Raw genomic sequence first — 11,523 nt, forward strand, 5'->3', positions numbered from 1 at the left:
TCGGCGGCGCTAGAACACGCCCATGCGTTCGCCGAGCGCGAACAGCCAGAGGAGCCCGGCGATCGCCAGCGCGACGCCGACCGCGGCCGAGCCCATGTCCTTGACCCGGCCGATCTGCGGGTCGTGTTCGGTGGTGAGCCGGTCGGCGAGCTTCTCGATCGCGGTGTTGAGCAGTTCGACCACGATCACCAGCGCCACCACCGCGACGAGTTCGACGCGGCGCGCCGGCGTTGCGCCGATCAGCCAGGCGGCCGGCACGGCCAGCACCAGCGCGACCAGCTCCTCGCGGATCGCCTGTTCGGAACGGGTCGCGAACTTCAGTCCGCGCCACGAATTGATCGTCGCCCGCCAGAACCTCAGCAACTGACCCGCAGCCCCTATTTGTCGTCATGCCCGCGCCTGTCGCGGGCATCCACGTCTTCGGAGGCGACGCCAAGTAAGGCGTGGATGGCCGGGACGAGCCCGGCCATGACGGAAGAGAGATCGATGATGGTGGCCGACTCTTACAGCCCAGCCGCCACCGGCAGCGGACTGACCTTGCCGGCGCGGCCCTGCTTCAGCTGATCCGCGATCAGGAACGCCATGTCGATCGACTGCTCGGCGTTGAGCCGCGGGTCGCAGGCGGTGTGATAGCGGTTGTTGAGGTCTTCGTCGGTGATCGCGCGGGCGCCGCCAAGGCACTCGGTGACGTTCTGGCCGGTCATCTCCAGATGCACGCCGCCGGCATGCGTCCCCTCCGCGGCGTGGACCGCGAAGAACGAGCGCACTTCCGACAGGATGCGGTCGAACGGCCGGGTCTTGTAGCCGGAGTTCGAGGTGATGGTGTTGCCGTGCATCGGGTCGCACGACCACACGACGTTGCGCCCCTCGCGCTGCACGGCGCGGACCATCGCCGGCAGGTGATCGCCGATCTTCTCGTGGCCGAACCGGCCGATCAACGTCAGCCGGCCGGGTTCGTTCTCGGGGTTGAGCACGTCGATCAGCTTGAGCAGCTCGTCGGTCTTCAGCGACGGGCCGCACTTCAGGCCGATCGGATTCTTGATGCCGCGGAAGTACTCGACATGGGCATGGTCGAGCTGGCGGGTGCGGTCGCCGATCCACAGCATGTGGCCCGAGGTCGCGTACCAGTCGCCGGTGGTCGAGTCGACGCGGGTCATCGCCTGCTCGTAACCGAGCAGCAGCGCCTCGTGGCTGGTGTAGAAATCGGTGGTGCCGAGCGAGCTATCGACCGCGAAGGTCAGGCCGCAGGCGCGCATGAAATCGAGCGCGCCTGAGACGCGATCGGCGAGATCCGCGTAGGCCTTCGACTGCGGACTGTCGCTGACCGACTGCAGCATCCAGCGATGCACGTTCTCGACGCTGGCATAGCCGCCCTTGGCGAAGGCGCGCAGCAGGTTGAGGGTCGCGGCCGACTGCCGATAGGCTTCGAGCTGGCGGCGCGGATCCGGCACGCGCGCGTCCTCGGTGAAGGCGATGTCGTTGATGATGTCGCCGCGATAGCTCGGCAGCTCGAGGCCGTCGCGCTTCTCGACCGGGGCCGAGCGCGGCTTGGCGAACTGGCCGGCGATGCGGCCGACCTTCACCACCGGCGATGCGCCGGCGTAAGTCAGCACGATCGCCATCTGCAGGAAGACGCGGAACAGGTCGCGGATGTTGTTGGCGCCGTGCTCGGCGAAGCTCTCGGCGCAGTCACCACCCTGCAGCAGGAACGCCTCGCCCGCCGCCACGCTGGCGAGCTGCTTCTTCAGGTTGCGCGCCTCGCCGGCGAACACCAGCGGCGGAAACGTCGCGAGCTGGGCCTCGACATCCGCAAGCGCTTTCGCGTCGGGATAACCCGGCATCTGCTGCACGGGCTTGCTGCGCCAACTATCGGGTGTCCACCGCTCGGACATGGGACCAACTCCTGAAGGAAAGCCACGACTTAACAATGGTTCGCGGCGGCCGCGTTATACACAGCCTCCCCGCCAATCGCTAGACGGAAATCCGCCCAAGACTACAACCTGTTGCGTGGGCAGCGGAAATCAATTCCGGGCAATCACGGACGCCGGCCGCAGGCCGGGCCGCCGGGAGGCTACTCCGCGGCTTCGAGGCCGTAGCGGGCCGTGGGCGTCCGCATCGTCACCAGCTCTTCGGCGGCGGTCGGGTGCAGCGCCATGGTGGCGTCGAAGTCGGCCTTGGTGGCCTTCATCTTCACCGCGATCGCCAGCACCTGCACCAGCTCGCCCGCCTCGGGGCCGACGATGTGGCAGCCGACTACCTGGTCGGTGGCGCCGTCGACCACCAGCTTCATCAGCGTGCGGATCTGGCTGCCCGACACGGTCGCCTTCAGCGGGCGGAAATCGGTCCGGTAGATGTCGACGCGCGGATACATCGCGCGGGCCTGCTGCTCGGTGAGGCCGACCGTGCCGACCTCCGGCTGCGAGAACACCGCGGTCGGAATGTTGGTGTAGTCGACCTGCACGGGCCGCTTGCCGAACACGGTGTCGGCGAACGCGTGGCCCTCGCGGATCGCCACCGGCGTCAGGTTGGTCCGATGGGTGACGTCGCCGATCGCGTAGATGTGCGGCACCGAGGTCCGGCAGAACTCATCGACGGCGATGCCGCCATTGTCCGGATTCATCGCCACGCCGGCCTTTTCGAGCCCGAGATTGGCGACGTTGGGGTGACGGCCGATCGCGAACAGCACCTGATCGGACGCGACACTGGAGCGGCTCGACAGATGCGAGATGTACTCCTCGCCCGGCTTCTCGACCCGCGCGACGGTGCAGCCGGTCAGGATGGTGATGCCGGCCCGCTCCATCTCGGTGCGGACGTGGGTGCGGACGTCCTCGTCGAAGCCGCGCAGCACGTTGTCGCCGCGATACACCACGGTGACGTCGCTGCCGAGGCCCGCGAAGATGCAGGCGAATTCCAGCGCGATATAGCCGCCGCCCTGGACCAGGATGCGCTTCGGCAACTGCTTGAGGTGGAAGACTTCGTTGGACGAGATCACGTGCTCGATGCCCGGGATCATGGTGCCGTGGTTGGGCGCGCCGCCGGTGGCGATCAGCACGTGCTGAGCCCGGATGGTCTCGCCGGTCGACAGCCGCAGCGTATGCGGGTCCTCGAACACGGCGCGCGCCTTGATGGTCCGCGCGCCCGTCTTCTCGACATTGGTGGCGTAGATCTTCTCGAGCCGCGCGATCTCGGTGTCGATGTTGGCGACCAGCGTCGGCCAGTCGAAACGTGCTTCCGGAATGATCCAGCCGAAACCCGCGGCGTCGCGGATCTCGTCGTGAACGTGCGAGGCGTGGACCATCAGCTTCTTCGGGACGCAGCCGCGGATCACGCAGGTGCCGCCGAAGCGATATTCCTCGGCGATCATCACGCGGGCGCCGTGGCCGGCGGCGATCCGGGCGGCGCGCACGCCGCCGGACCCACCACCGATGACGAACAGATCTGTGTCGAAGTCGGTCATGACATGTTCGCCCTGAGAGTGCGGCCTGAAAAGCGCCCTCGTCATTGCGAGGAGCGAAGCGACAAAGCAATCCAGACAGTGCACGCGGCTGGATTGCTTCGCTTCGCTCGCAATGACGAATTAGATGCCGTCGATCAGATCGCCTTGCCGCGCTTGCGCATCTCGGCGCGGAACTGGCCGTTGACTTCCTCGGCGAAGGTCTGCGCCCACTGGTTCATGTACTGCATGCTCGAGGCGATCGCCTTGGGCTCCTCGTTCAGCAGCTTCTGGCCGAGCGGCGTCTTGTAGAACGTCACCAGATCCTTCAGCTCCTGCTCGGTGAAGTCCTGCGCGTAGATCTTCGCCATGCCGTCGCCGATCTCCTTCTCGCGGCCGGCCATGTTCTTGGCGACGACCTCGGCGACTTCCTTGAGATCCTTCTGATAGTTCAGATTGGTCTGCATCAGGGTGTCCATGGTGCGCTGGACGATGTTCGGCACCGCATTGGCATAGATAGTGTTGGCGCGCTTCAGCTCCAGGATCTCCTTGGCGGCGGCGATCGCCGCCGGGGTCGGCGGCTTCGCCTGGGCCATCGCCTGCCCCGCGGACAGCGCGATGCCCAGCGACAGGCCGGCGGCCAGCAGTGCTTTCGACAGGTACTTCATTGCAATTCTCCAGGATGTGGGCGCTACGCCCGTTCGACAGTTCGAATTCCTTCGGCCCCCGCGAGCACGACCGTGCCGGCGATGCCGATAAACAATCCATGCTCGACTACGCCCGGAATCGCGGACAATAACTGGGCCAGGCGAGGAGCATCCGAGATTTGCCCAAGATGGGCATCGACGATCCAGTGGCCACCATCGGTGACGAAAGCATGGCCGTCCTTGCCAGCGCGCAGCTTTAATTCGCCCGCCGCGCCGACATCTCCGCAGGCCTTTTCGATCGCCCGGCGCGTCGCCGCGAGGCCGAACGGGATCACCTCCACCGGCAGCGGAAAGCGGCCGAGCCGCTCGACCCATTTCGATTCGTCGGCGATCACGATCATGCGATCGGATGCCGCCGCGACGATCTTCTCGCGCAGCAGCGCGCCGCCGCCGCCCTTGATCAGGTCGAGCCGCGTATCGACCTCGTCGGCGCCGTCCACCGTCAGGTCGAGATGGTCGATCTCATCGAGCGTTGTCAGCCGGATCCCACAGCGCTCGGCGTCGGCGCGGGTCACCTCCGAGGTCGGCACGCCGATGACATCGAGCCCGCCGCGGACCTTTTCGCCGAGCAGCTCGACGAAATGCTTGGCGGTGGAGCCGGTGCCGAGGCCGAGCCTCATGCCGCTGCGCACCTCTTCCAGGGCCCGCGCTGCCGCTTGCCGCTTCAGATTTTCCTTGTCCATCGGATACCCCCGCTCGCGCCCGAGTCCCCGCGGGCGCGGCATATCTAGCGGCGTTTGCGGGAGAACAACAGGGCGGATTCCGGTCCCGGCCGCCCATCGTCCGGTTGCAGAAATCCGCTGGGAACGGTAGCGCTGATCCCATGAGCACAGTTCGCACCGTTGTTTTCGACCTGGACGGCACGCTGATCGACACCGCGCCGGACCTGATCAACGCCCTCAACTACATCCTGGTCCGGGAAGGCATGCCCGCCGTACCGCTGGCCAAGGCGCGCAACATGATCGGACAAGGCGCCCGGCGCCTGCTCGAGCGCGGCCTGGAGCTCGACGGCCGCGTCATCAGCCCCGACGACGTCAACCGGCTGGCGGTCGATTTCATCGACTATTACGCCGCCAACATCGCAGTCGAATCCCGCCCGTTCGAGGGGCTGGAAGCCACGCTGGACCACCTGTCGGGTCAGGGCTACCAGTTTGCGGTCTGCACCAACAAGCTGGAATGGCTGTCGAAGCTGCTGCTCGACCAGCTCGGCCTCAGCTCCCGCTTCGCCGCGATCTGCGGCGCGGATACGTTCGGGGCGGCCAAGCCGGACCCGACCATCCTGCGCGAGACCGTCGCCAAGGCCGGCGGCAGCCTTGCCGCGACCGTGATGGTCGGCGATGCCGGTCCCGATGTCGGCGTCGCCCGCCGCGCGGGCGTCCCGGTGATCGGGGTGGAATTCGGCTACACCGAGGTTCCGATCGCCGAGCTCAATCCGGACGTCGTGGTCGGCCACATGCGCGACCTGCCGCAGGCGGTGACCCGGCTGCTGCCCGTCTGAGGCCGGTGGGCCACACGGTCTGCGCGGCAAGTTACGTTAACCAATACTTAAGATTGCGGAGCGGGCAGTTGCATGCGCCCGCCGAGCCTTTTATGGTCCCGCCGGGGGCTGTGGCTGTTAGCCGCACCAAGGGTGGGTATCCATGCGTCGTCTCGTCGTTATCGCTGCGGCAGGTCTGAGCCTTGCCGGCTGTTCTTCCATGTCGTTCGACGCGTTCAAGTCGGCTCCGCCGACCACGACCGTCCAGCTCGAATCGACGCCGCCGGGTGCCGAGGCGCTCGCCTCTTCCGGCCAAAGCTGCAAGACGCCGTGCTCGATCACGGTTCCCGGTAACGATTTCAGCGTCACCTTCAGCCTCGACAAGTTCCAGCCCGCGACCGTTCCGGTGCAGGTGGTGGTCAACCCGGGCGACTTCACGACCTCCGCGACCGTGACCGCGACGCCGAACCCGGTCGTCGCCGAGTTGCAGCCGCTGAAGCCCGCCCGCAAGAAGGCCGCCAAGCGCGTGCGCAAGCCGAAGCCGGCGGCCGCCGCGGCCGCGCCGGCTGCCGAAGGCTCGCCGTTCCCGGCCCCGGCTGCCGCACCCGCACGTTGACGGGCGCTGCGGCCCACGATGCGATTGTGTGCCGCCCTGATCATGCCTAAATATAAAGTCGAACGCCCGCCATGGTGCGGGCGTGTCTGACAGGGCCGCGAATGATCAGTGATGTGATGTCCCCGCGCGCTGGGGGATCGGCGATGACCGATCCGTTTGGTCGAACGATCAGCTACCTGCGGGTGTCGATCACCGATCGTTGCGATTTCCGCTGCGTGTACTGCATGTCGGAAGACATGACCTTCCTGCCGCGCGCGGATCTGCTGACGCTCGAAGAACTCGACCGTCTCTGCTCGGCTTTCATCGCCCGGGGCGTCCGCAAGCTGCGGCTGACCGGCGGCGAGCCCCTCGTCCGCCGCAACATGATGTCGCTGGTGCGCTCGCTGTCGCGCCATCTCGATTCCGGCGCGCTCGACGAACTCACGCTGACCACCAACGGATCGCAGCTCGCCCGCTTCGCCGCCGAGCTGCGCGATTGCGGCGTGCGCCGCGTCAACGTCTCGCTCGATACGCTCGATCCGGCCAAGTTCCGCGCCATCACCCGCTGGGGCGATCTCGATCGCGTGCTCGAAGGCATCAACGCCGCGCTCGCCGCCGGTCTCGCCGTCAAGATCAACGCCGTGGTGCTGAAGGGCGAGAACGAGGACGAGATCCCGGCGCTGATGCGGTGGGCACACGGCCTCGGCATGGGCCTGACGCTGATCGAGGTGATGCCGCTCGGCGAGGTCGGCGAAGGCCGCATCGATCAATACGTGCCGCTGTCGCTGGTCCGCGCCCGGCTCGCCAACAACTACACGCTGAGCGATCTGCCCGATTCGACCGGCGGTCCGGCGCGCTATGTCCGCGTCGAGGAAACCGGCGGCAAGCTCGGCTTCATCACCCCCCTCACCCACAATTTCTGTGAATCCTGCAACCGGGTGCGGATCACCTGCACCGGCACGATCCACACCTGCCTCGGCCAGGAAGACGCGTCCGACCTGCGGCGTCCGCTGCGCGCGTCGCCCGACGACGACCTGCTCAATGCTGCAATCGACCGCGCCATCGGCGGCAAGCCGAAGGGCCACGATTTCATTATCGACCGCAAGCACAACAGGCCGAGCGTGAGCCGCCACATGAGCGTCACCGGCGGTTGATCGCCCGGCGGCCTGCTCGTTATTTCACCTCAACCTTTTGATACGTCATCGGAATGCCAAATTCCGATTGACGGCATGCGTACGCGCTGAAATGGTGCCCCCGTTTCACGCCCTGGCTGCAAGTGCAGGATCGAACACTGCATGATCAGGGCCATGCGGGAGGAGTCGACCGTTGCAGGCTTTGCTGGCACTGAGCCGGAAGATCGACGCGTTCAACACATTGGTCGGACGCTGGCTGTCATGGCTGATCGTGGTCGCGGTGATCATTTCGTCGGCCAACGCCATCATCCGCAAACTCCTCGACATGTCGTCGAACTCCTTCCTCGAGCTGCAATGGGTGCTGTTCAGCATCGTGTTTCTGCTGTGCTCGCCCTGGACGCTGCTGAGTAACGAACACATCCGGATCGACATCATCAATCACACCCTGCCGCTGAAGGTACGCGGCTGGATCGACATGATCGGTCACGTCTTCTTCCTGATGCCGTTCGCCATCATCCTGCTGTGGTGGTCGATCCCCTTCTTCCTCGTGTCCTATCGCCAGAACGAGCAGTCGTTCAGCGCCGGCGGCCTGCCGCAGTGGCCGGCGAAGTCGCTGATCATGATCGCCTGCGTACTGCTGATCATCCAGGGCATTTCCGAAATCATCAAACGCGCCGCGATGCTGGCCGGGACCATCCCGGACAGCAACGCCAAGAGTTCGGCGCACGCCGCCGAGCTCGAAGCCGAGCGGCTGGTGATGAACATCACCGGCGACAAGCCGTAAATCGAACTGTGGTCATTGTCTGAGGGGGACCGGGTCGAATGACCGCAATGTTCATCCACTACATGGCGCCGATCATGTTCGGCTCCCTGGTGATCTTTCTGCTGCTGGGCTACCCGGTCGCTTTTTCGCTGGCTGCTAACGGCCTGCTATTCGCCTTCATCGGCATCGAGCTCGGACTGTTCCGCCCCGACTTCATGCAGGCGCTGCCGGATCGCGTCTATGGCGTGATGAACAACGACACCCTGCTGGCGATTCCCTTCTTCACCTTCATGGGGCTTGTGCTGGAGAGATCCGGCATGGCCGAGGATCTGCTCGAGACCATAGGTCAGTTATTCGGCTCGATCCGCGGCGGCATCGCCTATGCGGTGGTGTTCGTCGGCGCCCTGCTCGCCGCCACCACCGGCGTGGTCGCCGCGTCGGTGATCTCGATGGGCCTGATCTCGCTGCCGATCATGCTGCGCTACGGCTACGACCGCCGCGTCGCCACCGGCATCATCGCCGCGTCCGGCACGCTGGCGCAGATCATCCCGCCGTCGCTGGTGCTGATCGTGATGGCCGACCAGCTCGGCCGCTCGGTCGGCGACATGTACGAAGGCGCGTTCATTCCCGGCATCGTGCTGTCGCTGCTGTATGCCTTCTACATCTTCCTGGTCACGGTGTTAGCCCCGCAGGCCGCGCCCGGCCTGCCGCTCGAAGCGCAGACGCTGCGCGAGCCCGAAACCGCCCGCCATCCGCTGATCATGCCGCTGGCGGCGATCTCGGCCGCCGCCACGGCGTACTTCTTCGCCGTGCATCTCGACCTGTTCGACTGGAGCATGCCGGCCTTCGCCAAGATCGGCCTGTCCAAGCTGGTGATGCAGGGCTTCTGGTTCGTGATCCTGCTCGCCGTGCTGTTCCGGCCGTTCATCGGCGTAATCCGCACCCTGACGATGTCGTTGTATCTCGTGGTGGCGCTGTCCACCGCGGTCGGCATCGTGGCGATGAGCTTCACCGAGGTCAAAGGCGGCGCCGACTACGTCGTGCTGACGATGTCGGTGACGGTCGCGATGTCGTTCGTGATCGCGGTGATCAACCGGGTGACGCGGCTGAACCTGCTCTCCAAGCTCGCCGAGCAGGTCGTGTTCGTGATGGTGCCGCCGCTCGGCCTGATCTTCCTGGTGCTCGGCACCATCTTCATCGGCGTCGCGACGCCGACCGAAGGTGGCGCGATGGGCGCCGCGGGCGCGGTGATCCTGGCGCTGATGAAGGGCCGGCTGACCTTCGACCTGACGCGTCAGGCGACCGAAGCGACCGCCAAGCTGTCGGCCTTCGTGGTGATGATCCTGGTCGGCGCCCGCGTGTTCTCACTGACCTTCTACGGCGTCGACGGCCATCGCTGGGTCGAGGAACTGCTGGTGTCGCTGCCCGGCGGCCAGATCGGCTTCCTGATCTTCGTCAACGCCTTCGTGTTCGTGCTGGCGTTCTTCCTCGACTTCTTCGAACTCGCCTTCATCGTCATTCCGCTGCTCGGCCCGCCGGCCGAGAAGCTGGGCATCGACCTGATCTGGTTCGGCGTCATCCTCGGCGTCAACATGCAGACCTCGTTCATGCACCCGCCGTTCGGTTTCGCGCTGTTCTATCTGCGATCGGTGGCGCCGAAGGAATCCTACATCGACCGGGTCAGCGGCAAGCGGATGGAGCCGGTCACCACCGGCCAGATCTACTGGGGCTCGGTGCCGTTCGTGATCATTCAGCTGATCATGGTGGGCCTGGTGATCACCTTCCCGGCCATGGTGATGCACTACAAAGGCATTGCCAGCACGGTCGATCCGTCCAAGGTGCAGATCGACATCCCGCAGATGGAAACCCCGCAGCTCGACTTCGGGCCGCCGAAGTTCTGATTGGGGCACGAGGCCCTCGCCGTCATTGCGAGGAGCACCCGGATCGGCGCTTCGCGCCGTCCGGGCACAGGCTCCGCGACGAAGCAATCCAGATCGGTGCACGGCGGTGGATTTCTTCGCTCCGCTCGCAATGACGGGCTGAGACGCCGCGGAGACCAACAAGCGCCTTGAGCTCCACCGTCGGCACGGTCTCTCAGAATGAAGGCCGGATCAAATTCAGACAGACCTGTAGGCAACAAAAAAAGCCCGGCCTCCTCGCGGAGGCCGGGCTGATTGTTTGGTAACGATGCTTGCTTGATCAGCCGCGGGTGCGCGAGCGGATCATGAAGCTGTCGTAGGTGTATTCGGCGACCTGCCACCACAGATACTGATCCGAGCGATAGGCCTGCATCGCGTCGATCGCCTTCTTGAAGTCGGGGTTCTTCGCCGAGATCTCGCCCCACAGCTCGTTGGTGGCCTTGAGGCAGGCGTCGAGGATTTCGTTGGAGAACGGACGCAGCTGCGTGCCGCTCGCCACCAGCCGCTTCAGCGCGGTCGGGTTCTGCATGTCGTAGCGCGCCGCCATCCAGGTATTGGTCGCTTCCGCCGCGTTGGCGAGGATCGACTGGTAGCTCTTCGGCAGCGCGTTGAACTTCTCGAGATTGGCGAAGGCGTGCACGGTCGGACCGCCTTCCCAGAAGCCCGGATAGTAGTAGTACTTCGCGACCTTCTGGAAGCCGAGCTTCTCGTCGTCATAGGGACCGACCCACTCGGCGGCGTCGATGGTGCCCTTTTCCAGCGCCGGGTAGATGTCGCCGCCGGCGATCTGCTGCGGCACCACGCCGACCTTCTGCAGCACCTGACCGGCGATGCCGCCGATGCGCATCTTGAGGCCGCTCATGTCGGCGACGGTCTTGATCTCCTTGCGGAACCAGCCGCCCATCTGGGTGCCGGTGTTGCCGCTGGGGAAGCCGATCACGCCGTGCTTCTTGTAGAATTCGTTGGCGAGCTCGTTGCCGCCGCCCTGATACAGCCAGGAGTTCTGCTGACGGGCGTTGAGGCCGAACGGGACCGAGGCGAACACCGCGAAGGTCGGATCCTTGCCGACATAGTAGTAGGATACGGTGTGGCACATCTCGACGGTGCCGTTCGAGGTCGCATCGAGCGCCTGCAGGCCCGGGACGACTTCGCCGGCGGCGAACACCTGGATCTGAAACTTGTTGTCGGTCATCTCGGCGACCTGCTTGGAGAGATACTCCGCGCCGCCATAGATGGTGTCGAGCGACTTCGGGAAGCTCGAGGTCAACCGCCACTTCACTTCGGGCGACGATTGCGCGATCGCCGGCGAAGCCACTGCCGCGACCGCGGCGCCGGTTGCTGATACTTTCAGAAAGTCACGACGCTTCATAAGGCATCTCCTTGGTTGCCGGCGTTTCCCGGATTCCCGGCTGCGTCGGCGGATAAGAATATATCCGTGCGAAGCCGATTGGTGGTGCGTCTCTATCATGATTGGTCAGCGGCGGAAACGTTGCCGG

11 protein-coding genes are annotated in these 11,523 nt (G+C 65.4%); 5 read left to right on the top strand and 6 right to left on the bottom strand.

Annotated elements, in window-relative coordinates:
• Window positions 1-9: 9 nt before the first annotated feature.
• The 5 genes from ACFFJ6_RS11825 to rpiA form a co-directional block, all read right to left on the bottom strand.
• Entirely contained in the window at window positions 10-363 is a 354-nt protein-coding gene (locus ACFFJ6_RS11825; RefSeq protein WP_378387852.1) for a diacylglycerol kinase, read from the bottom strand.
• A gap of 140 nt (window positions 364-503) precedes the next feature.
• Window positions 504-1,892 (bottom strand): class II 3-deoxy-7-phosphoheptulonate synthase, encoded by a 1,389-nt coding sequence (locus ACFFJ6_RS11830; RefSeq protein WP_378387854.1) that lies wholly within the window; start codon window positions 1,890-1,892, stop codon window positions 504-506.
• A gap of 179 nt (window positions 1,893-2,071) precedes the next feature.
• Entirely contained in the window at window positions 2,072-3,457 is a 1,386-nt protein-coding gene (gor, locus tag ACFFJ6_RS11835; protein WP_378387857.1) for a glutathione-disulfide reductase, read from the bottom strand.
• A 134-nt stretch (window positions 3,458-3,591) separates the two neighbouring features.
• Complete coding sequence (locus tag ACFFJ6_RS11840; protein ID WP_378387859.1) at window positions 3,592-4,101, bottom strand: DUF2059 domain-containing protein; 510 nt, start codon at window positions 4,099-4,101, stop codon at window positions 3,592-3,594.
• 23 nt (window positions 4,102-4,124) lie between these two features.
• Entirely contained in the window at window positions 4,125-4,823 is a 699-nt protein-coding gene (rpiA, locus tag ACFFJ6_RS11845) for a ribose-5-phosphate isomerase RpiA (protein ID WP_378387861.1), read from the bottom strand.
• Between the two features lie 140 nt (window positions 4,824-4,963).
• Between rpiA and ACFFJ6_RS11850 the strand changes: the two genes are divergently transcribed.
• The 5 genes from ACFFJ6_RS11850 (at window position 4,964) to ACFFJ6_RS11870 (ending at window position 10,009) form a co-directional block, all read left to right on the top strand.
• Complete coding sequence (locus ACFFJ6_RS11850) at window positions 4,964-5,638, top strand: HAD-IA family hydrolase (RefSeq protein WP_378387863.1); 675 nt, start codon at window positions 4,964-4,966, stop codon at window positions 5,636-5,638.
• 142 nt (window positions 5,639-5,780) lie between these two features.
• On the top strand, window positions 5,781-6,233 hold the full coding sequence (locus tag ACFFJ6_RS11855) for a PEGA domain-containing protein (RefSeq protein ID WP_378387865.1): 453 nt from the start codon (window positions 5,781-5,783) through the stop codon (window positions 6,231-6,233).
• 101 nt (window positions 6,234-6,334) lie between these two features.
• Entirely contained in the window at window positions 6,335-7,366 is a 1,032-nt protein-coding gene (gene moaA / locus ACFFJ6_RS11860) for a GTP 3',8-cyclase MoaA (protein ID WP_378387867.1), read from the top strand.
• A gap of 172 nt (window positions 7,367-7,538) precedes the next feature.
• Window positions 7,539-8,129, top strand: coding sequence for a TRAP transporter small permease subunit (locus ACFFJ6_RS11865; RefSeq protein ID WP_378387869.1), 591 nt, complete (start codon window positions 7,539-7,541; stop codon window positions 8,127-8,129).
• Window positions 8,130-8,167: 38 nt separating this feature from the next.
• On the top strand, window positions 8,168-10,009 hold the full coding sequence (locus ACFFJ6_RS11870) for a TRAP transporter large permease (protein ID WP_378387871.1): 1,842 nt from the start codon (window positions 8,168-8,170) through the stop codon (window positions 10,007-10,009).
• A gap of 298 nt (window positions 10,010-10,307) precedes the next feature.
• On the opposite strand, the gene ACFFJ6_RS11875 is transcribed toward ACFFJ6_RS11870, so the two are convergent.
• Window positions 10,308-11,396, bottom strand: coding sequence for a TRAP transporter substrate-binding protein (locus ACFFJ6_RS11875; RefSeq protein WP_378387873.1), 1,089 nt, complete (start codon window positions 11,394-11,396; stop codon window positions 10,308-10,310).
• Window positions 11,397-11,523 lie beyond the last annotated feature (127 nt).

The sequence above is a fragment of the Rhodopseudomonas telluris genome, from assembly GCF_042432815.1.
In the GTDB taxonomy this organism is placed as follows: domain Bacteria; phylum Pseudomonadota; class Alphaproteobacteria; order Rhizobiales; family Xanthobacteraceae; genus Rhodopseudomonas; species Rhodopseudomonas telluris.

Excerpts from the sequence above, each read along its gene's own strand:
- ACFFJ6_RS11830 (WP_378387854.1), bottom strand. The coding sequence starts at position 1,892 with ATGTCCGAGCGGTGGACACCCGATAGTTGGCGCAGCAAGCCCGTGCAG.
- gor (WP_378387857.1), bottom strand. The coding sequence starts at position 3,457 with ATGACCGACTTCGACACAGATCTGTTCGTCATCGGTGGTGGGTCCGGC.
- ACFFJ6_RS11840 (WP_378387859.1), bottom strand. The coding sequence starts at position 4,101 with ATGAAGTACCTGTCGAAAGCACTGCTGGCCGCCGGCCTGTCGCTGGGC.
- rpiA (WP_378387861.1), bottom strand. The coding sequence starts at position 4,823 with ATGGACAAGGAAAATCTGAAGCGGCAAGCGGCAGCGCGGGCCCTGGAA.
- ACFFJ6_RS11850 (WP_378387863.1), top strand. The coding sequence starts at position 4,964 with ATGAGCACAGTTCGCACCGTTGTTTTCGACCTGGACGGCACGCTGATC.
- ACFFJ6_RS11855 (WP_378387865.1), top strand. The coding sequence starts at position 5,781 with ATGCGTCGTCTCGTCGTTATCGCTGCGGCAGGTCTGAGCCTTGCCGGC.
- moaA (WP_378387867.1), top strand. The coding sequence starts at position 6,335 with ATGATCAGTGATGTGATGTCCCCGCGCGCTGGGGGATCGGCGATGACC.
- ACFFJ6_RS11870 (WP_378387871.1), top strand. The coding sequence starts at position 8,168 with ATGACCGCAATGTTCATCCACTACATGGCGCCGATCATGTTCGGCTCC.
- ACFFJ6_RS11875 (WP_378387873.1), bottom strand. The coding sequence starts at position 11,396 with ATGAAGCGTCGTGACTTTCTGAAAGTATCAGCAACCGGCGCCGCGGTC.